Here is a 19,666-nt window from a genome sequence, read left to right as displayed (position 1 = left end):
TGGTTGGTCGATACAGCTGGTTGGTTATTGCGAATGGTGCGGTCATGCAACGACGTCGGCGTCGGCCAACCACGCGAGCAGGCGGTCCAGTGGCCACGTCGTCACGATGCGGTCGGCGTCGATGCCGAATTTCTCAGCGCGCTGGGCGCCGAGTGCTTTGAATTCCAGTTGGCCGGGCGCATGTGCATCGGAGTCGATGGCGAACAGGCAGCCGAGGTCGCGTGCGAGGGTGAGCAGATCGTCGGGAGGGTCGACGCGTTCGGGTCGGGAGTTGATCTCGACTGCGGTGTTGGTGTCGCGGCACGTCGAAAACACTTGGTGCGCATCGAATGTCGACTGTGGTCGCGTACCTCGTCCGCCGGTGATGAGCCGGCCCGTGCAATGCCCGAGCACACGGACGCGCGGATGCTCGACCGCGGCTACCATCCGTCGGGTCATCGGAGCCGCGTCCATCCTCAGCTTCGAGTGCACCGACGCCGTGACGACGTCGACGCGCTCGAGCATCTCCGCGGATTGATCGAGCGCCCCGTCGTCGAGGATGTCGACCTCGATTCCGGTCAACACGGTGAGGTCGACGTCGCCGCGCGCGTTGATCTGCTCGATGACGCCGATCTGAGCATCGAGACGCTCGGCCGAGAGTCCGTTGGCGACGGTCAGCCGGGGCGAGTGATCGGTGATCGCGAGCCATTGCTGTCCGAGAGCGCCTGCCGCCGCTGCCATTTCGTCGATGGAGGCGCCGCCGTCGCTCCACCTGGTGTGTGCGTGGAGGTCGCCGCGCAGCGCCTCGTAGAGCAGGCCGCCTGACTCGGCTGCAGTGTCAGTCAAGGGATCGGCCCGGGCCTGCAACCCGCCGAGGTAGTCGGGAAGTATCCCGGAGACGGCGTCGTCGATCACGGCTGCGGTGGTCTTGCCGATGCCCGACAACGCGGTCAGCGAACCCGCCGCGGAGCGTCGTCGAATCTCGTCATCGCCGACGTCGACGACCGTCGCGGCCGCACGCCGGAACGCCTCGACGCGGTAGCTGCTCTGCCTGTCGCGCTCGAGCAACCACGCGATCCTCGTCAGCGCCTGCGCGGGATCCACCGGCGCGGCGAGTGGGATCAGTGGGCGCATTCCCCGACAGTAGCCTCGCCCGACCCAGCAGCGCACTCTCGACCGAATTCGACGCCCACTCACCCGCTTTCAGCGCACAGTCGACCGGATAGAGCGCCCAGTCGACCGGATAGAGCGCACAGTCGACGAGACCCGGCGGCCGCTAGCCGACGGTGATCGCGTCGAGCCGCTCCCTGATGAATTCACCGCTGGTGACGGGCGGGCGACCGGCCACCTTGCCGACCGGCGGCTCGAGCGGAGTCACCACGGCGTCGTGGTTGAGCTCGTAGAAGAAGATCAGAGAGACCAGGTCCTCCTCGGGCGCGTCGGGCTGCGGAGGCAGCACACGGTGCCTGCCAGCGGGCCATCGGCCGCCCGACCAGTACTCGAGCAGGTCGCCGATGTTGACCGTCAACGCCGACGAATCGTACGGCGCATCCGCCCAGCCACCCTCCTCGCTGTAGACCTGCAACCCACCCGCGCCCGGCTCGCGGTCGAGGATGGTCACGGTGCCGAAGTCGGTGTGCGGGCCGATGCGGTACTGCCCGGGCTCGGGCTCGCCGACATCGGTCATGGGCGGATAGTGATTGATGTTCGACGTCCAGGTGGCTGAGCCCGCGAGGTCGCGAAAAGGATTCTCGCTGCCGGACAGTCCCAGCGATGCCGCCATCAGGGCGAGCAGATCGTCGGAGAGCTTCTTGCACGCCGCGGTCCACGCGGTGAACAGTTCACGTAACCGTGGCGCCTCCGCGGGCCAGACGTCCGGAGCGAACCAGTAGTCGTCCACCTCGGGGATGCCGACTCGTGTCTGGGCGCCCGAGTTGTAGGTCTCCTTCAGGTCGGGAGGTGTTTCGGTGCCCTCGGAGTAGCCATTGGCCTCCAGGCCCGGGCCGATCCAGCCCCGACCACCGACTCCGACGGCGTACTGCCCCTTCACCTCCGGCGACATGGCGAAGAACTCGCGGGCGGTGGCACGCAGCGCGGCGGGCAGCTCCGGATCGATACCGTGACCCGTGACCAGCAGGAATCCCGCCTTCTGTAGCGACTCGTCGACCGCGGCGCACACGGCGTCGGCGCCCTCGCCACCGGCACGCCACTGCGCGAGATCGACGGTCAGGATCGGACTCGACATCTCGCCGCTCACCGCAGACTCCCCATTTTGTCGGAGCGCGCCGCGTTCACGCCGGCATCGACGACCCCGATGTCCTCATTCCAGAGCGCGGGATTCCCGGCGATGAAATCGGTCATCATCGCGACGCACCGCTCGTCGTCGAGAATCGTCACGTCGACGCCGAGCTCGCGCAGCCACTCCTGCCCGCCGTCGAAGGTGCGGTTCTCCCCGACCACCACCGCCCCGATGCCGAACTGCCTGATGAGACCGCTGCAGTACCAGCAGGGTGCCAGCGTGGTCACCATGATGGTCGACGAATAGTCGCGCTGCCTGCCCGCGACGCGGAAGGCATCGGTCTCGCCGTGCACCGATGGGTCGTCGTGTTGCACGCGACGATTGCGTCCCTCACCGAGGAGTGTGCCGTCGGAGCTGAACAGGGCAGCACCGATCGGGATGCCACCCTCGGAGAGTCCGAGTTGTGCTTGTCGGTAGGCGGTGTCGAGCGCAGCCACGGCGTCGAACGTGGACGTCGTCCCATGTCGCGAGAGCATGATTCGACTGTGCGTGGCTACGCCGTCGTGTTCAACCGACAGTCCGTCGCGTCGCACAGCGACCGCAACGTGCATATCGTCTGTCTATGCACGAATCCCCGGGGTCGACGCTCACCCTGCGACAGATCATCGACGACTACCTCGCCGACGCCGATCCGCACGTACTCACCGCACACGATCACCTCGAACGCCCCGTGATCTGGGTGCATTCAAGCGAGATCTATGAGATAGGGCCCCTGCTCTCGGGCGGTGAACTGTTGTTGACGACCGGACTCGGGTTGGCGGGACTCGACGCAGGCACACGCCGCCACTACATCCGAGAGCTGGCCGAGCGCGGTGTGGTGGCGCTCGCCTTCGAGATCGGACGCAGCTTCGACAGCGTTCCCGACGAGATCATCCGAGAGGGATCTGCGCGGCGGCTGCCGATCATCGAGCTGCGTCGGGTGGTGCCGTTCATCACGATGTGCCGTACCGCGAACACGGCGATCGTGTCTGCCGAACTCGCCGACCTGCGGTTACGGGGCGAGCTCGACACCACTCTTCACGACGACATGGCCGCCGGAGGTGGCGTCGCCAAGATGCTCGAACACGTCTCCGACGCCGTGCACTGCCCGATCGTGTTGGTGGGTTCGGGGGGTGCGCTGATCGCCGCGCACGGCGTCGACGACGATCGATCGGCGTGGCGGGCCGTCGACGGTCAAGTCGCGTCGGCACCGATCATCGCGCGCGGACGCGAGATCGCACGGCTGATCGCGGGCCCTGGTGCCACGCAGCACTCCGGCGATCGCGCCGCAATGCTCCTCGACTGTGCGGCAGGTCCACTCACGTCGGCACTCGTACGTGCAGGCATCGGACGCTCCGCAGTGGCGTCGCGACTCATCGAGGAATTGTTGGCGTCACGCCCGATTCGACGGGCCGACCTGTTCGCTCGCCTGTCGGGCTCGGGAGCTCCGGTGGCGCAGTCGACTCAGATCGTGCCGGTCGTCGTCGAATCGCCCGATTCGCGCATGGCAGAGAGTGCACTCACTCGTGCCGCGGCGACGCTCGGCGGTGTTGTCTTCGAAACCGTCGTCGCCACCGTGTACGGGCTCGTCGTGATGCCGACACCTACCGGTGACCACGACGCCGTCGACTGTGTCCGCACGGCCTTCACCGACATCGGCGCACACGCCAGCCGCGTGACCGTGGTCGTCGGTCAACCGTGTGCGACCGCCGACGCCGGGCCCGGGCCAGGACTGTCACTGTCGATCGGAGACTCGCTGCGCACCTGTGCCGAAAGACTCGGCAGCGCAGTCGAATCCGTGCAGACCAAAGGTGTTGCCGGACGCGTGTTCACCGCTCGATCGCTCGCCGTCGACGCTGCGGCCGGCACCATGTCTGCCGCGGCGCGCGACGAACTGATCGACCTCATCGATCCGCTCGTCCGCCACGACAGGGCGTCGTCGACACACCTCGCGCGCACACTCGAAGTACACCTGCGCAACGGCTGCAGCGCGACTCGCTCGGCGCAGGCATTGCACATCGGACGCCAGAGTCTTTACCAGCGCCTCGACCGTGTGCGCGAGGTGCTCGGCTTCGACCCGACAGATCCCGAGATGTATGCGTCGATCCTGTTGGCCTTCAGCGCTTTACGCGCCGACTGCGCCGGGGCTCTCGCGCCCGTATGACACAGGCGGACCTTCCTCCGAGTTCGGGTCTCGGCGGAAGGTCCGCGTGTGTGTGACAGCCGTGGCAGGTGTCGTCAGCCGTATGTGCGCTGCGACTCCTCGACGCTCTTTCTGGCCAGAATCACATACCCCACGAATGCGATTGCGAACCCGACGAACGCACCGATGTCACCCAACTCGGGAACCGCGCGGACCACGTACCCGACGAACTTCTCCTGATTGCAGAACAGCAGGATCGATCCGACCAATGCGATGACGAACGCGGCGAGTCCACCCCAGTTCGCGTAACGGGTGTCGTACAGCAGATCCAGCGACGGACGCTTCTTGCGCAGCAACCGATCGGCGAAGACCACACCGAGCCACGGACCGATCCAGTAGGCAACCAGGAGCAGGAACGCCTCGTACGACGCTGCGGCGTCGGCAAGTGCCCACCAGGCCACCAGGAATCCGACGATGCCGAACAGCACTGTGACAAGCGCGCGCTGCGTGTTCATCGGCAGCTTGAATCCCATGGTCACGAACGCCATGGAGCCGGAGTAGACGTTGATCGCGTTGGCCGCGACGGCGCCGACCGCGATGGCCAGCAGCGTGAGATCCGCGACGAGCGTCGGCAGGTTCGCGGTGAACGCGGCGGTCGGGTTGTCCGACGTCGCCGGACCGATCGTCACCGACGCCGCGCCCACGAGCATCAGCACGGTGCACGAGACGAACAGGCCGAGGGATGCGTAGAGGCCCGTGTGCACCCGCGACACGGTCGGCGGAAGGTAGCGGGTGTAGTCGGCGGCGTAGGGAGTCCAGCCTGCGGTGTACCCGAATGCGGCGCCGACGGTGAGCCAGAAGCCCGCCATCGAGAACCCGCCACCCGACGACGGAGGCGCGTCGAGGTGCGACTTGCTGAAGATGATCACCGCGGCGATCAAGAAGATCACAGCCAGGATCGGCGCGGCGATCCGCTCGAATCGCTGCACGAGGTTGTGTCCGAAAAACGCGAACGCGGTCTGCACGATGACGATGATGATCAGCCCCACGAGCGGGGTGAACCCGAACAACGACGACAACGCGAACGCCCCGCTGGCGCTGTTGGTTGCGAACCAGCCGACACCACACATGACCGCCATGAACGTCGCGGGAAGAATGTTGCCGCGATATCCGAAGGCCAGCCGACCGAGCACCATCTGCGGCACCCCGTGCAGGGGGCCGTCGGCCGACAACAGATAGTGGGCGATCGCGGCGAGTCCGTTGCCGAGCACCACCGCGACGACGGCCTGCCAGAACGACAGACCGAACACGGCCACTGCCAGCACACCGACGAAAATCGTGGCGAATTCGAGATTGGGGGCTGTCCACGTCCAGAAGAGACCGCGCGGCGACCCGTGGCGGGCCTCCACCGGAATCGGCTCGTTGCCACCTGGCTCGACGGCGAGGACCTTGCTGCCGTAGTTCAACTGCGTGACGGCGGCATCGTCGTCGGTGGGTGCGTCAGTACTCATGGCCGCTACTGTGCTGCGTCGGCTCGGGAGCGGCAACCGACGGATTGTCCGTTGCACTCACTCGCGGATACGACATTTCGACGGTCGAGCGTGATCGACGCGACTGCGCGACGCCGCTGCTCACTCAGTCAACGCAGGGAATGGCCGAACCATTGCTCACGGCGCCGCCGGAGTCGGGCGCGGCACCGTCGAGCGATGCCGTTGTCTCGGCGTCGGCCGGATCGCTCGTCGACGTCGCACCCGACGCCGCGTCGGTCGATCCAGAAGACGACGATCCGGAAGACGGTGACGTCGCCGAGGCCCTCGAGGTGTTCGACGGTGCCTGCATCCCGAAGGCCGTCTGGATCTGGGTGCGCACTTTTGCGGTGTCGATGATGTTGACGTCCTGGCCGTCGACGGTGTCGTATCGCTCGACGGGAAGCGTGCGGAAACTGACGCGCTGATCGCCGGGTGCGAGCATCTGCTGCCCCCAAGACGTGAGGTCCCATCCGTCGGAGAGAACCACGTCGTTGTTCAGTGCGCTGCTGAGTCTGTTCAGTTTCCCGGGATCGGTCAACATTCCGGTGCTCTGTACCTGATGTAACACCGAGAGCAGGAAGGCCTGCTGTCGGTGGGTGCGGTCGAGGTCGCCGTTGTCGAGTCCGTGGCGTTGCCGGACGAAGGCCAACGACTGCGCCGCGTCGAGATGTTGGCGACCGGAGGGGAACCGAGCGCCCGAATACGAGTCACGGACAGAGTAATTCAGACAGACGTCGATGCCGCCGAGCGCCTTGGCGATGTCGTAGAAGCCGACGAGGCTCACCTCGGCGAACCGATCGATCGGTACGCCGGTGAGCTGACGCACCGTGTGGATGGTCTCGGCACGACCGGCTTCGCGCCCACGTGACTCGAGAGTGGCCTGATCGGTGATGCCCTGTGCTGTCAGTTCGTCCTCGACCATCGCCTTCTTGCGGCCGTACGCCTCTTTGATCTTGGCCTGGCTCACGTCGAGACCGTCGACGTCGACGAGGTCGTCGCGCGGAATCGAGAAGGCGACGATGTTCTTCCTGTCCGCGGGGATGTGCACGAGGATCAGCGTGTTGGTGTTGTACCCACCCTCGTCACCATCTCCGGCATGGAGTTGCTTGAGGATGTCGGGTGACAGATTGTTGCCGTCGCGGTCCTTGCGGGTGTCCAGACCCATCAGGAGGATGTTCTCGGCCCCGCCGCTCGACGCTGGTCCGCCGGCCAATGCCGCCGACCTACCGAACCCTCCGGCGACGTGTGTGACTGTGCCCCACGCGAGCCCTACGACCCCGAGGATCGCGACCGAACACATCGCGACCGCGATCCGCCCGATTCGCACCACCGACGACCGGCGCTGGGGTTCGGCCGCTAGGCGTCGACGCGTCGAGCGGGGGCGCGACGAGCGGGTACGGGACGAGGCGCGAGCTTCATCGCCTGCGGCGGACCTGCGCGCGCCACGAGCAGGAGTGACCTGCGGAATTGGCTGGGTGAGATCGTCGACCGGCTCCCACCGCGATCGCGGTTCCGGTCGGAGTGGAGCTCGCTGCGGCACAGGCGGCCTCACAGGGGTACGTGACCGCCGTGCAGCGACTTCGCCCGCGGTCAGGCGTCGACCGTCGGAGCCGCGAAAACCTCGGTCACCGGAGGGTGCGCGGCGCGCGCGATAGCGCGACGTGTCCTCCTGCTCCACCGCTTTCGCCCTCTCTCGACAGTTGACTGCCACACCCGTGATCGGCATCACAAGCCGACACGACGGTCTTCGGCGGACTCCCCCACCTCGACTGGATCACGGTAGTGACATCGTCTGTGAGAGCCCTGAGTACTCGACGTTCCGGACGGATCGGACATGAAACACCGCTGGTGAGAACGCCTTTTGCCGCTCACAGCTACCTGGCAGCGCAGCCTCAGCCGCACCTCAGCACATCGGCCGCACCATCGTGTTCGTGAACCTGGATTCCCTCTCGGCAGTCTCTCCCGCAACTGCCTACCCAGCCGCCGACGTCGGCGCACCGCAGGCAACAGACGATCCCGACACCGGCACCGTCGACAATCGTCTTCCCCGCGCGACGACCCGTGATCGAGTGGCCTTCGCAGCACTCCTCGTCGGCACCGCGGTGCTCTACCTTTGGAACATCACCATCAACGGAAGCGCCAACCCGTTCTACGCCGGCGCGGCGTGGGCGGGTTCCCGCAACTGGGAGGCGGTCCTTTTCGGATCAGTCGATCCGTCGAACTTCATCACCGTCGACAAACCCCCGGTGTCTCAGTGGATCATGGGAGTCTCCGGCCAGATATTCGGGTATTCGTCTGCGAGCATGCTGATCCCCGAGGCGATCATGGGAGTCGCGTCGGTCGCTCTGCTCTACGCCACGGTGACCCGTATCTCCGGCAGGACCGCGGGACTCATCGCGGGCGCTGCTCTCGCGCTGACTCCGGTGGCGGCCATGATGTTTCGGTTCAACAACCCCGACGCCGCGATGGTCCTGCTGATGACCGCGGCCGCCTACTGCACGGTGCGGGCGACGTCTCGGGCGTCGGTGCGCTGGCTCGTATTGGCCGGTGTTGCACTGGGTTTCGCGTTCCTCGCGAAGATGCTCGAAGGATTGATGGTGTTGCCCGCGCTGGGCGTCGTCTATCTGTTGGCCGCGCCGACGACGCTCGGTCGGCGCGTCTGGCATCTTGCCGTCGCAGCGCTCGCACTCGTCGTGGCATCGGGATGGTATGTGGTGCTCACGCTTCTATGGCCCGCATCGTCGCGTCCGTACCTCGCCGGCTCGACGGACAACAACTTCATGAATCTGGTCCTCGGCTACAACGGACTCGACCGAATCCAGGGACGCAGTCACGCGGGCGGTCCCTCCGAGACCGCTATGGATGAATTCATACGCCAGAATCCCTCTCTGGCACGCGGTTTCGGCGGTGGCATGTTCGGGAGCACCCCCGGCTTGGGTCGACTCTTCGCCGGAGAGTTCGGAGCGGAGATCTCGTTCCTGCTGCCATCGGCGCTCATCGCGCTCGTGGTGGTGCTCGCGCTGCGCGGGCACGCACCACGCACCGACCTCGTGCGCGCGGGCGCACTGCTGTTCGGACTCTGGTTACTGCTCGACGGAATCGTGTTGTCCTACATGAGCGGAACGGTCCATCCCTACTACTCACTTGCGATCGCACCTCCCATCGCGGGACTGGTCGGGATCGGAGTCGTCGAGGCGTGGCGCGCCCGCGAGTCGACGACGGTGTGGCGCGCGATCATCGCGCGCGTGGGGTTGGCAGCGATGATCGTCGCGGGTGGTGTCTGGGCGTTCGTTCTGCTCGACCGCGAATCGTCGTGGCTCCCCTGGTTGCGTTGGGCGGTACTGCTTGTCGCTGTCGCGGCAGCGGTACTCGCGGCTGTGCCGACACGTGCGCGTCGACCCGTCGCCCTCATCGCCGCTGGATGCGGTGTGCTGGCCGTGCTCTCGGCTCCGGCGGCGTTCGCGATCAACGGCGACGCCGTGGCACACACCGGCGGCGGACCGTCGGTCCTACCCGGCCACAACACTTCTGGGCACGACACGTCCGGACACAGCAGCACAGGCGGCGGGGGCATGGGCACCGCGGCGGATTCGCCGCAGCTCGACCACCTGCTGCAATCGAGCTCCGCACGCTGGGCGGCGGCCACCAACAGGACGTCGAGCGCAGCGTCTCTCGAACTCGACGCTCGCGTCCCGGTCATGGGTATCGGCGGATTCTCCAACGATCCGACACCGACGCTCGCTCAGTTCCAGAAGTACGTGGCCGACAAGGAGATCGGCTACTACGTGGTCGCCACCCCACGCGATTCAGAAACCGAAACACATAGCGCGTCGGCCGCATTCGACGGGTTCGGGGGCGGACAACGCGCGAGCGGACGAGGCAGCTCGGTGACCGCACCCATCGGGCAGTGGGTCACAAGCCATTACGCCGCCCGCACCGTCGGCAGCTACACGGTCTATGACCTGAGCGCGCCGCCGAGCACAGTCACGACATCGGCGTCGACGGAAACCACCGCTACACAACAGAACTCCGGCACCTCGGGGCCGGAAACACATTCGACGACACGTCGTCGTACCCATCACCTGGCACGAAGCTGAGGAGAACACCGGTGTTTTGTCAGCAAATTCAGAATTCGGCAGTGGCAGTGTTCTCAGTAGCGGACGGCAGTGTGGTCTCGTGAACAGCAATACGCCCGACGAGTCCGACACCTCACCGATCGAAGGTTCTCACCCGGATCAGGGACACAACGAACCCAACCCAGGCCCAGCACCCGACCCGGGGACACCGTGGCAGGGCGCACCGTACGAAAACCCTTACACAGAGCCATATCCCACCGCGGCCTATCCCAGTGAGCCTAATCCCACTCCCGGGCAGTTCGCTGGCGCATACCCGGGCGCTCCGACGCCCCCTGCCCCTGCCCAGCGATCCCGTGGCATCGCGAAACCGGTCGTCGCGACGGCGGTGCTGGCCGGATTGGTCGGTGGACTCGTCGGCGTCGGAGGGTATGCCCTTCTCGATCACGGCTCGTCGTCGAGCGCGCCCGTAATCGCATCGGCACCGGCCGCCGCGACCAATGCCGCTGACGCGCAACCCGGTTCGGTCACCTACGCCGCTCAGGTGGCGTCGAAGTCGACGGCCGACATCAAGGTCGCAACCAGCCAGGGCACGGCCGTCGGTAGCGGCATCATCCTCTCGCCGGACGGCTACGTCCTCACCAACAATCACGTGGTGTCGGGCGTCGGCAGCGGCGCCAAGATCCAGGTGACCACCCCGGACGGAAAGACCTATCCCGCAAGCGTGAAGGGCACTTCTCCCTCGTACGACATCGCGGTCATCAAGCTCGACGGCGCGTCGGGGCTGACCCCCGCGAGTATCGGCGATTCCGGGTCGCTTCAGGTCGGCCAGCAGGTGGTGGCCGTCGGTAGTCCCGAAAACCTTTCCAACACTGTGACATCCGGAATCGTGAGCGCACTGTCTCGGACCGTGACCGCGGGTGACGAGCAGGGCAACTCTGTCACCGTCTACAACGGGCTACAAACCGACACTCCGATCAATCCGGGCAATTCCGGTGGGCCACTGGTGAATCTGCAGGGACAGGTCATCGCCGTGAACTCGGCCGTCGACACCGGACAGAGCAGCAGTGGCGGCCCGCAGGCATTCGGCCTCGGCTTCGCCATTCCGATCAACACGGCAAAGCGCATCGCGAATGAACTGATGCAAGACGGTCACGCCACCAAACCCGTTCTGGGCGTGTCAGGTTCGCTCGCGTCGAGCACGGATGCGGTCAACGGAGCCAAGGTCACATCCGTGCAGTCGGGCGGTCCGGCAGCGGACGCCGGCATCAAGAACGGCGATGTGATCACCAAGATCGGCAACGCGACCATCAGCAACTACGCCGACCTCATGGCGCAGATCCTCACGCACTCCCCTGGCGAAACCGTGCCCGTGACCGTCAGTTCCGGCGGACAGGCCAAGACCGTCCAGGTGACACTGGGCAGCACCGTCGACAAGGCACAGACGACGATCCCCCAGCAGCAGGGCGGCGGCTCTGACGGCAGCGGCCCAGGCGACGGCTCTGGGGGCGGCTCGGGACAGCGTTTTCCGTTCGGCTTCGGACTGCCCTGACACCCATGGCAGCAGAGGCAGGCATCACGCCACGGCCCCGGCCCGCCGCGCCATCGTCATCGCGTTGTCGACGGCGGCGCCGCCGGTGTCGTTGTTGAAGTACACGAAGACGTCTTCGGACGACGTGAACGCCGCGTGTAGCCGCTCGAGCCACCCGTCAATGGCGCGGGTGCCGTACGACGGCGAAGGCGAGGCGAGGCCGGAATGCATTCGGAGGTAACCGAAGTCGGCCGTCGCCCACAACGGAGTGAGCGACCTGCTGCCCCGGTCGGCCCAGCACAGTGCGGCGTTGTGGTTTTCCAGTACCGCACGGACGTCGTCGACCCACCACGAGTCGTTGCGCGGTTCGACGACGACCCGCACCGTCTTCCCGAACTCAGCGAGAACGGCGTCGAGCGCTTCCGGATCTACCGTCAGGTTCGGGGGAAGTTGCACCAGAACAGGCCCGAGATGCGCACCGAGCGCGTCCGCACGACCCAGGAAGCGCGCCACCGGTTCTGCAGGCTCCCTCAGTCGTCGCACGTGGGTGAGATACCGACTCATCTTGACTGATACCAGAAACCCCTGGGGCAGCACTTCATTCCACCCCTCAAACGTCGACCGTTCGGGGAGCCGGTAGAAGGTGTTGTTGACCTCGACCGTCGAGAACTTCTGCGCGTAGTACTCCAGCCAGCGGCGTTGCGGCAGTCCGGTCGGATAGAAGTGGCCGCGCCAGTCCTTGTACTGCCAACCGGAGGTACCGACGTGAAAGGTCATGGTGCGTCGACTCTGTCAGACGTAGCGGCGTGCGATGTCGACCACCTGGCCCCGGTATCCCCCGCCGAACACGACGGCATGCATGAGCACCATCGACAGGTAGTGGAGCGGCACGCGTTCACGCCAGCCGTCGGCCAGTGGGTACTGGTGTTGGTAGCCGTCGAGGATGTCTTCGAGGTGCGGAGTACCGAACAGCGCGAGGGCCGCGAGGTCGGTCTCCCGATGCCCCACGTGCGCCGACGGATCGATGAGCACACACCCCTCCGGTGACCACATCACATTTCCCGCCCACAGATCGCCGTGCAGTCGCGCCGGAGCGTCGTCGGTGTCGAAGTTCCCTTCGCGCAGCCGCTCACAGAGTTGTTCTACGACGCGTGCGTCGTTGGCGCGCAGGCCGCTCTCGGGCAGGAGTGGCATGAGCCTCTCGTCTGCATACATCGCACCCCAGGAGTCGTGGCCGACCAGCGAGAGGTCGAGGAGGTGTTCGTTGGGGCCCTGATATCCCGCGCCGTCCCAGCCCGGTGGCCCCTCGCCCCAGCGAGCAGACTCGTCGAGCGTGTGCGTGATGGCGAGTCGGCGGCCGAAATCCGTTGCGGCATCGGCGTCCGGTGACGTCGAATTGACGCGGGTCTCCGTCAGTGTGGCGTCGTCGGTGGACACCACGCCGACGACCAACGCGCCGCCAGAGTCCATAGCTTCTGCGAGCCACCGCAACCCAGCCACCTCCCAGCGAGCCGGGCGTCCGGAGGTGTGCTTGGTGAACGTTGAGGGCATGACTCCTTGATACCCGCGCCGCGAGGTGACCGCCCACGGCGCGACAGAACTCAGTCGCGGTATCTGGCGAGATACACCAGGTCATATGGACCGGTGTCGCGTCTGCGGATCTCCCGGTAACCCATGCGCTGATACAGCCGTATGTTGGCGACGCTCCGCTCCCCGGTGAACAGTTCGACGCGCGTGACATTTTCAGGGATCACCGAGTCGACGGCCGCGAGCAGACGTGTCCCCATCCCGCGTCCCTGCATATCGGGAGCGACAACGAGTCGCATCACCTCGGCCACATCACGGTCCACGCGAATTCGCATCGACGCGACCAGCCTGCCGTTGACCCGAATTCCCCACGCACGCACAGCCGAACCCGACAGCTCGGTGAGCAGGTCGAGTAGCGTCTGCGTCAGTGCCGGAAGCTCTTTCACCGGAGTCCAGGTGTTGAGGCCGTCGGTGCTGTCGGAGTAGAGGTACTTGCCCGCCTTGTAGGCATCGAGGTAGATCCGCCACGCGCCGCCTGGCAATTGAATCACCGCGGGCCCCTCGACGAACGCACCCCAGTTGCCCGGCGCGATGAACCGGTACGGACCGTACAACGACGACGACACCGCGTGCTGCACAACCTTCTTCGTCTCGTTTTTGGTGAACGCGTGATACGTCGAACCGACCTTCACGACGGTGGTGTCGATGTGGTCTGCGCCGAGTCCGGCCAGCGGAATCGGCGGGCCCCACGCACGCAGGGACGAGTCGAGCGCTGTCATGATGTACGGCACGAAGCCTCCGCCCGTCGACATCGAGAAGATGACGTTGACACGCCCGCCCTCGACAAACCAGTCGGGCGCCCATGCCTTGGTGGTGAACGGGGAGAGCGACGGGCCGTCGGACGAGCCGGCAGAACCGGACGAGCCCGGCCCACTCGACGATCCGAGCCCCTTGCCGTCACCGGTGCCGGGCAGAAACGCGCAGCAGAGCGGCACCGGTACATTGCGCACGAAACTCCAGTGCACCCGGTCGCGGCTGCGCGCGAACCCGATGTTCGCGCCGTCGACCGTTGTATAGGTGACGTAGTAGAAGCCGTCGGTGTGGCGGAAGATGCTGGGATCGCGCACGCGGCCGCTCGGCGGCCGGTACGCAGGCTTGGCCACGGGCTCGAAGGCGCTGCCGTCGGCGGATTGGTACACATCCATGTACGTGTCGCTGGTGTTGCTGAAGGCCACCACCGTGTAGCGCCATCCCGCAGCGGCGCTACTCCCCTGGTCCGAGAACATCAGGCCGGCGACGGCAAGAATCGCCACCGCCACCGAGGAGAAGGTGCGTCGTTTGGCTTGGGTCACCGCTGCAGTATCGGCGACTCGGACCACGATGTGTACCCACTGGGGCAAATCGTTATCGACAGTAATTCTGTGTCCGCGCGGAGAGGTACGAATCCGGCGGGCGGATTCGACGCGGTCAGAGTGCGCGGTGGACTCTGCGAGCGGCTCCCGGAATGACACAACGGAACTGCGACATGGGGCTGCAAAAGTGCGCCAGAATCGCGCTCGGCGCACCGGGATACGACGGGTTCCTGCTATCTGTTGCAGCGACCCATAGGCCCCAAAGACGCGCTCTGTCTTGACTGTTGGAACTTCAGGGCTACCTCTCACCAAGCGCACGCGTCGACCAATGCAGGAGCACCACGTGATCACCAAGCACTCCCCTCTCGGCGTCATCGATTCGGGCGTCGGAGGCCTGACCACCGTGGCCGCGCTGTCCAAGCTGTTGCCAGGCGAGAATGTGATCTATTGCGGGGACAATGGAAATGCTCCGTACGGAAACCGCACCGGCGCCGAGATCGTCGAACTCACCTCCCACATGCTGCGCTACCTCGCCAATCGAGGCGTGAAGATGGTGGCGGTGGCATGCAACACCATCTCCACGACGTTCGACCTGCCGGAATTCAGCGGATATCAGGATCAGTTCGGCATCCCCGTCCTGTCCATCGTGCGAGCGGCGGCCGAGGATGTCGTGCATTTGCGCTATCAGTCGGTGGGCGTCATCGCGACCGCGTTCACCATCGCCTCACGCTGCTACCCCACCCTCATCGACGAACTCAACCCCGATATCACTGTGTTCGGCGAGCCCAGCGTCAAGCTGGCCGCGCTGATCGAGCAAGGGGATCTCACCAGCCCCGCCATCGATGCCGAGGTCACCAGCCACCTCAACGATCTGCTCAACGCCCACTCGGTCCGCGACATCGTGCTCGGCTGCACGCACTACCCCATCCTGCAACCGTTGTTCGAAGCGAAAGCACCCCACGTCGCCTTCATCAACCCGGCCAAGGACCAAGCCCGCGATGTTCGGTTGCGGCTCGTCAAGAGCGGACTCCTCCTGCACGGTGACCATGACACCGTCGGCACCCTCGAGATCAACACCAGCGGCACCCGGCCCGTCTTCGACACCGTGCTCAACGAACTCGGCATCACTCGCGAGTACACACTTCTCGAACACGTCGACTATGCATCTTGCGCCGCGCCGTGACGTGTTCCGTTGTACCGGGGCAATGCTTCCCATCGCCGAACACACCGCCCCGTGCTCTGCCATTCTGGACACGGACGGGAAAGTCGACGAAAGGGACTCACCCATGCTCCGGTCCGGACTCGATCCTGAACTCGTCAACCAGTGGCGCAAGCGAATCGGACCGGTGGGCGCGCTCGGGCCTCACCGGTCGATCCAGGTGCGCTCCCGCGGTCGCCAGGGTATCGACCTCTACCTGCCCATCGTCGAATTCGATGCGGAGGTTCCGGAGGACTTCGAGCAGCTCGCGTACTGGCGGCCCCTCGGCTCGATCTTCACATTCTGCTATCTGCAAACTCCGGTCCGGACGCTGAGAACCGCGGCGCATATACGTGAGTGCCCGTCGAACTTTCTGATACTGGCCAGCATTTCGACAGGCCTTACCACCGGTTCGGCCAACGGCCACGAGTTCTTGGCGCGAGCCGGAGAGTTGTCGATCACCGACAGCCGCCTGCCCTACGATCTCACCACTCACAGCACTTCCGAGGTGGCCGGGATCTGGATACCGACCGACATGCTCGGCGACGACATCGCTGCCGGAGCGACCGTCGCACCCAACCCCGCCGACACGGTGCTGACCCGAGCATGTACCGGACTCGTGACACGTTTCGCCCTCGATGCCGTCATCGGCGGCATCGACGTCGACGCCGATGCCGAGCAGAACATCATCGACGTTGTGCGGATGCTGCTCAACCAGCACACCAGCCGATATCAGACCTTGCGCGAGCAACCGGTTGTCCTGCGAGAAGCGATCGACGGCATGATCGACCGCAACTTTCGGAACCCCGCGTTCACCGCCGACACCATCGCCACGAACCTGCACATCAGCAAACGTCATCTCTACCGACAACTCGCTGACCCAGATCAACCCTCACTGGCGAGCCGGATCGCCGCGCGTCGACTCGACTGGGCCCGAACCAAGCTCGAACAACCGGGACACGCTCGGCTCGACGACATCGCCCACGCCGCCGGGTTCTCCTCGACGGCCGCTTTCCGAAACCGATTCCGAGCCAAGTACGGCCTCACTCCCGATGAGTACCGACGCCATCACTGCGCTCAACCCGTGCACCCCAGCTGATCGGGCAAGCGAGGGACTCACGCCCTATTGAGTGCAATCGCAGCCTGCACAAGCGCGACGAAGGAATCGGCGTCGAGATCGTCGTTCTCCCTGATGTCGACCGCGCGTCTGGTTCCGGCGGTGAGGCTTGCGTTGAACACGTGCGCGGGATCGGGCAGCGACGCCCCCTTGGCGAACGTGAGCTTGATCTTGTCCTTGTAGGTCTCGAGTGTGCAGATCAATCCGTCTGCCGAAAACGTCGGCACACCATCGGGATTCGACGGCTTGCGCCACTTGATCTCTTCGACGATGTCGGGGTCGGCCCGCATGATCAGTGACCGCATCTCATCGACTCTGGATTCACGCCAATCGTCTGCCATGTCGGTCACGGTAGCCGGTCTGGCGAGTTGGTCGTGCGCTTGCGCAGGTCTTGAGCGAACATCACGATGATGCCGCTCGGTCCGCGGACGTAGCTGAGCCTGTACACGTCCTGGTAGTTGGCAACTCCCCGCAGCGGGTGGCAGCCGTGGCGCGCAGCGATGGCGAGCGCGTCGTCGATGTCATCCACGGAGAACGCGACGCGGTGCATGCCGATCTCGTTGGGGAGCGTCGGCGAGGTCGCGATCGCTTCCGGATGAATGTATTCGAAGAGTTCGAGGCGGCCGGCGCCATCCGGTGTCGCCAGCATCGCGATCTTCGCGTGGTTGCCGTCGAGCCCGACTGCGGTGTCGGCCCATTCGCCACTGACCTCGTCGCGACCGAGGACGGTGAGGCCGAGGTCTGTGAAGAAGGCGGTAGCGGCGTCGAGGTCGTCGACGGCGATGCCAACGTTTTCCAGTGCTATTGCCATGTCCCGGACGCTACCGAGCGTGACGGGCCTCGGTCCCGGCTTCGGTCGGGGGACGGATCGCGACGACGCCGATCCACGAATGCGGCGACATCTTCGACGCAGCCGGTCTGTGCTGCGCGTACTCGCGGGGTGGCCCATGCGACACTGCGAAGGTGTCCGACGGAGTTGCGAGCGAGAGCACAGCGCTGAAGACGAGCCTCGTGGCCACCGCGGTGCTCGGCGGCGGAGCGGTGATCTGGGGCGTGATCAGCGGCTCGAGTGTGGTGTTGTTCGACGGCATCTACATGCTCGCGGGAATCGCGCTCGTCGGGACGTCGATGGTGGCCGCGCACGCCGCGGCCTCACCGCCGAGCGTCGAGTTCCCGTTCGGCAGACACGGTGCGACGGCGCTCGCGGTCGCGCTGCAGGGCACGGCGCTCATCGCGACTCTCACCTATGGCGTCGCCGACGCCGTGTCGGTGATCATCGCGGGCGGCTCCGACGCCGATCCCGGATCGGTGGCCCTCTACGGTGTCGTCTCGGCCGTTCTGTCGCTGCTCGTCGTCGTGCTGCTGACTCGCCCGGCACGGTCGTCGCAGTTGGTCCGAGCTGAGCTCGTCGGCTGGCGCGCCGGCACCCTGATGAGCGTCATGGTCGCGATCGGCGGTGGTATCGCCCTCGCACTCCGACATCACGGCGCCGCATCGGCGGCCGCCTACGTCGATCCGACGCTGGTCCTGATCGCTTCGGCAGCCATCGCCCCGATGGCGGTCAAGCTCGCACGACAGGCCATTCGCGAACTGATGGAGGCCGCTCCTCCCGACGAACTGAGCGCGATCATCGAGCGGGCCGCCGACGAGGCCACAGAGCACTTCGACCTCGCTGACCCTGTCATTCGCGCCACACGACTCGGGCGGCGGCTCTACGTGGAGGTCGATTACCTTGTGGCGCCCGGCGTCTGGCGAGTCGAAGAGGAAGATCAGGTTCGCCGCTTCATCGTCGACAGACTCGCCTCCACCGAACATGAGGTGTGGGCGACGGTGGAACTGTCCACCGACCGCTCACTCATGGAGGACTGACCCGGAGGGTCTGCGCATCCCGTCTGCGCCTGGATGGCGCGGATCGTCGTACCGAGGACGCCGCGGCACAGCAGCCCAGGCCCGAGAGGACCTGACGAATCGGAGCCGAGCGATGGAAGTCGACGTAACACCGACCGCTCCTCCTCCGTCAACTCCGTAATCTGCCAACGGATCTCGGCATCCACTGCGTGCGGATCGCCGGGATTCGCAAGTCCGACCGCCTTCACCGCGTACGCGGCGGCCCCGAGTGCGTGGGCACCCATGTGTGCCACCGCCGACGCCTGCGCAACGGACCTCGCCGCGGCGGCTCCGGCCGGCGTGCTCGCTGCTCCCGCCGCCTTGACGGCGATCATCCGCTTGCTGATCTCCTCTCCGCTGGTCCCGTGTCCTGCGCTGTAGGCGCGCGTTCGCGCAAGGGCGTCGTCGATGTCGGTGCGCGCAGGGTCGTCGGCCTCGAGAAGTGGGAGAACCCGCTCGGCACATGCGACCGCCCACCGCGCCACCAGCCGTCGATCGGTTTCGGTGAGCGTTTGAATCGATGTCACAGGTCTCCTGAGGCGACTCGGACCATCCGAAGTATCGGGTATGGCCTGCCCTGGTCGTCGAGCGCGCTTCGCTCGACCTCCACGAAACCACGGCGACGGTAAAACGCGACGGCGTCGACGTTGTCCTCGTTGACATCCACACGACTGATTCCGTAGTCGTCGACGGCGTGCGCGAGAAGCACGCTGCCGACACCGGTTCCCCGGTGAGCAGCGGCGACGAACAGCATCTCGAGGTTGTCCCCCGCAGTGCCCGCGAAGCCGACGATCCGACCGTCGACTTCTGCGACGACCAGCCGCACGTGCGGAAAGAAGTCGGCCGCCAGGTGCTGCTCGATATCGTCCCGGTCTGCTGGACGTAGAAAGTGATGCGTTGCATCGACCGCACTACGCCAGACTTCGACGAGACGCGGATAGTCGTCCGGGACCGCGGTCCGCACAATCACGAAGCGGCCCCGATGCCCGCGCGAAAACGCCTGTCGTGCACAGCTATGGGCATGCAATGAACGTACGCGGCGCGACGACGCA

At 65.7% G+C, this 19,666-nt stretch carries 18 protein-coding genes and 1 pseudogene; 6 read left to right on the top strand and 13 right to left on the bottom strand.

What is annotated here, in order from left to right; translation table 11 throughout:
* Positions 1-42 precede the first annotated feature (42 nt).
* From GOSPT_RS17245 to GOSPT_RS17235, 3 genes are all read right to left on the bottom strand, one after another.
* Positions 43-1,113 (bottom strand): PHP domain-containing protein, encoded by a 1,071-nt coding sequence (locus GOSPT_RS17245; RefSeq protein ID WP_005207730.1) that lies wholly within the window; start codon positions 1,111-1,113, stop codon positions 43-45.
* A gap of 142 nt (positions 1,114-1,255) precedes the next feature.
* Complete coding sequence (locus GOSPT_RS17240; protein WP_039856515.1) at positions 1,256-2,224, bottom strand: isopenicillin N synthase family dioxygenase; 969 nt, start codon at positions 2,222-2,224, stop codon at positions 1,256-1,258.
* An 8-nt stretch (positions 2,225-2,232) separates the two neighbouring features.
* Positions 2,233-2,754 carry a nucleoside deaminase gene (locus tag GOSPT_RS17235; RefSeq protein WP_051993999.1) on the bottom strand — a complete coding sequence of 174 codons (522 nt, stop codon included), beginning with the start codon at positions 2,752-2,754 and terminating at the stop codon, positions 2,233-2,235.
* Positions 2,755-2,840: 86 nt separating this feature from the next.
* Between GOSPT_RS17235 and GOSPT_RS17230 the strand changes: the two genes are divergently transcribed.
* On the top strand, positions 2,841-4,421 hold the full coding sequence (locus tag GOSPT_RS17230) for a PucR family transcriptional regulator (protein WP_005207727.1): 1,581 nt from the start codon (positions 2,841-2,843) through the stop codon (positions 4,419-4,421).
* 74 nt (positions 4,422-4,495) lie between these two features.
* Here the strand turns inward: GOSPT_RS17230 and GOSPT_RS17225 are convergent, their stop codons facing one another.
* Complete coding sequence (locus tag GOSPT_RS17225) at positions 4,496-5,911, bottom strand: purine-cytosine permease family protein (protein WP_005207726.1); 1,416 nt, start codon at positions 5,909-5,911, stop codon at positions 4,496-4,498.
* A 124-nt stretch (positions 5,912-6,035) separates the two neighbouring features.
* Complete coding sequence (locus tag GOSPT_RS17220) at positions 6,036-7,229, bottom strand: LCP family protein (protein WP_141630920.1); 1,194 nt, start codon at positions 7,227-7,229, stop codon at positions 6,036-6,038.
* 625 nt (positions 7,230-7,854) lie between these two features.
* Between GOSPT_RS17220 and GOSPT_RS17215 the strand changes: the two genes are divergently transcribed.
* Positions 7,855-10,026 (top strand): ArnT family glycosyltransferase, encoded by a 2,172-nt coding sequence (locus GOSPT_RS17215; protein ID WP_005207724.1) that lies wholly within the window; start codon positions 7,855-7,857, stop codon positions 10,024-10,026.
* 79 nt (positions 10,027-10,105) lie between these two features.
* Entirely contained in the window at positions 10,106-11,554 is a 1,449-nt protein-coding gene (locus tag GOSPT_RS17210; protein ID WP_005207723.1) for a S1C family serine protease, read from the top strand.
* A gap of 24 nt (positions 11,555-11,578) precedes the next feature.
* Here GOSPT_RS17210 and GOSPT_RS17205 read toward each other — a convergent pair whose 3' ends face one another.
* The 4 genes and pseudogenes from GOSPT_RS17205 to GOSPT_RS17195 all read right to left on the bottom strand — a co-directional run.
* Positions 11,579-12,310: a DUF72 domain-containing protein gene (locus GOSPT_RS17205; protein ID WP_005207722.1), complete on the bottom strand. Its 732-nt coding sequence runs from the start codon at positions 12,308-12,310 to the stop codon at positions 11,579-11,581.
* A gap of 15 nt (positions 12,311-12,325) precedes the next feature.
* Entirely contained in the window at positions 12,326-13,084 is a 759-nt protein-coding gene (locus GOSPT_RS17200; RefSeq protein ID WP_005207721.1) for a fructosamine kinase family protein, read from the bottom strand.
* A 50-nt stretch (positions 13,085-13,134) separates the two neighbouring features.
* On the bottom strand, positions 13,135-13,455 hold the full coding sequence (locus GOSPT_RS24155) for a GNAT family N-acetyltransferase (RefSeq protein WP_373278559.1): 321 nt from the start codon (positions 13,453-13,455) through the stop codon (positions 13,135-13,137).
* A gap of 18 nt (positions 13,456-13,473) precedes the next feature.
* A pseudogene (locus tag GOSPT_RS17195) lies at positions 13,474-14,460 on the bottom strand (glycoside hydrolase family protein); the annotation flags it as partial.
* A gap of 295 nt (positions 14,461-14,755) precedes the next feature.
* On the opposite strand from GOSPT_RS17195, the gene murI reads away from it, so the two are divergent.
* On the top strand, positions 14,756-15,595 hold the full coding sequence (gene murI / locus GOSPT_RS17190; protein ID WP_005207719.1) for a glutamate racemase: 840 nt from the start codon (positions 14,756-14,758) through the stop codon (positions 15,593-15,595).
* A gap of 103 nt (positions 15,596-15,698) precedes the next feature.
* Positions 15,699-16,709 carry an AraC family transcriptional regulator gene (locus tag GOSPT_RS17185; protein ID WP_005207718.1) on the top strand — a complete coding sequence of 337 codons (1,011 nt, stop codon included), beginning with the start codon at positions 15,699-15,701 and terminating at the stop codon, positions 16,707-16,709.
* Positions 16,710-16,726: 17 nt separating this feature from the next.
* On the opposite strand, the gene GOSPT_RS17180 is transcribed toward GOSPT_RS17185, so the two are convergent.
* The gene (locus GOSPT_RS17180) at positions 16,727-17,068 is read right to left on the bottom strand and encodes a DUF1801 domain-containing protein (protein ID WP_039856512.1); all 342 of its coding nucleotides are present in this window, start codon (positions 17,066-17,068) and stop codon (positions 16,727-16,729) included.
* Positions 17,069-17,073: 5 nt separating this feature from the next.
* Positions 17,074-17,538, bottom strand: coding sequence for a VOC family protein (locus GOSPT_RS17175; protein ID WP_005207716.1), 465 nt, complete (start codon positions 17,536-17,538; stop codon positions 17,074-17,076).
* A 152-nt stretch (positions 17,539-17,690) separates the two neighbouring features.
* On the opposite strand from GOSPT_RS17175, the gene GOSPT_RS17165 reads away from it, so the two are divergent.
* Entirely contained in the window at positions 17,691-18,596 is a 906-nt protein-coding gene (locus GOSPT_RS17165) for a cation diffusion facilitator family transporter (RefSeq protein ID WP_005207715.1), read from the top strand.
* On the opposite strand, the gene GOSPT_RS17160 is transcribed toward GOSPT_RS17165, so the two are convergent.
* Positions 18,497-19,141, bottom strand: a complete 645-nt coding sequence (locus GOSPT_RS17160; RefSeq protein WP_005207714.1) for a putative immunity protein — start codon at positions 19,139-19,141, stop codon at positions 18,497-18,499. The two genes, GOSPT_RS17165 and GOSPT_RS17160, sit on opposite strands and share 100 nt — an antisense overlap.
* Positions 19,138-19,641, bottom strand: a complete 504-nt coding sequence (locus tag GOSPT_RS17155) for a GNAT family N-acetyltransferase (protein ID WP_005207713.1) — start codon at positions 19,639-19,641, stop codon at positions 19,138-19,140. Before GOSPT_RS17155 ends, GOSPT_RS17160 begins: the two co-directional genes overlap by 4 nt.
* Positions 19,642-19,666: the final 25 nt, after the last annotated feature.

Source organism: Gordonia sputi NBRC 100414 (assembly GCF_000248055.1).
Taxonomy (GTDB): Bacteria; Actinomycetota; Actinomycetes; order Mycobacteriales; family Mycobacteriaceae; genus Gordonia; species Gordonia sputi.
Note: the sequence above shows the minus strand (reverse complement) of the source record. Positions and strands in the feature narration are given on the sequence as shown.

Bases quoted from the DNA above. Each gene is read 5' to 3' on its own strand.
- GOSPT_RS17245 (WP_005207730.1), bottom strand. From the start codon at position 1,113: ATGCGCCCACTGATCCCACTCGCCGCGCCGGTGGATCCCGCGCAGGCG.
- GOSPT_RS17240 (WP_039856515.1), bottom strand. From the start codon at position 2,224: ATGTCGAGTCCGATCCTGACCGTCGATCTCGCGCAGTGGCGTGCCGGT.
- GOSPT_RS17235 (WP_051993999.1), bottom strand. From the start codon at position 2,754: ATGCTCTCGCGACATGGGACGACGTCCACGTTCGACGCCGTGGCTGCG.
- GOSPT_RS17230 (WP_005207727.1), top strand. From the start codon at position 2,841: ATGCACGAATCCCCGGGGTCGACGCTCACCCTGCGACAGATCATCGAC.
- GOSPT_RS17225 (WP_005207726.1), bottom strand. From the start codon at position 5,911: ATGAGTACTGACGCACCCACCGACGACGATGCCGCCGTCACGCAGTTG.
- GOSPT_RS17220 (WP_141630920.1), bottom strand. From the start codon at position 7,229: ATGTGTTCGGTCGCGATCCTCGGGGTCGTAGGGCTCGCGTGGGGCACA.
- GOSPT_RS17205 (WP_005207722.1), bottom strand. From the start codon at position 12,310: ATGACCTTTCACGTCGGTACCTCCGGTTGGCAGTACAAGGACTGGCGC.
- GOSPT_RS17200 (WP_005207721.1), bottom strand. From the start codon at position 13,084: ATGCCCTCAACGTTCACCAAGCACACCTCCGGACGCCCGGCTCGCTGG.
- GOSPT_RS17185 (WP_005207718.1), top strand. From the start codon at position 15,699: ATGCTCCGGTCCGGACTCGATCCTGAACTCGTCAACCAGTGGCGCAAG.
- GOSPT_RS17180 (WP_039856512.1), bottom strand. From the start codon at position 17,068: ATGGCAGACGATTGGCGTGAATCCAGAGTCGATGAGATGCGGTCACTG.
- GOSPT_RS17175 (WP_005207716.1), bottom strand. From the start codon at position 17,538: ATGGCAATAGCACTGGAAAACGTTGGCATCGCCGTCGACGACCTCGAC.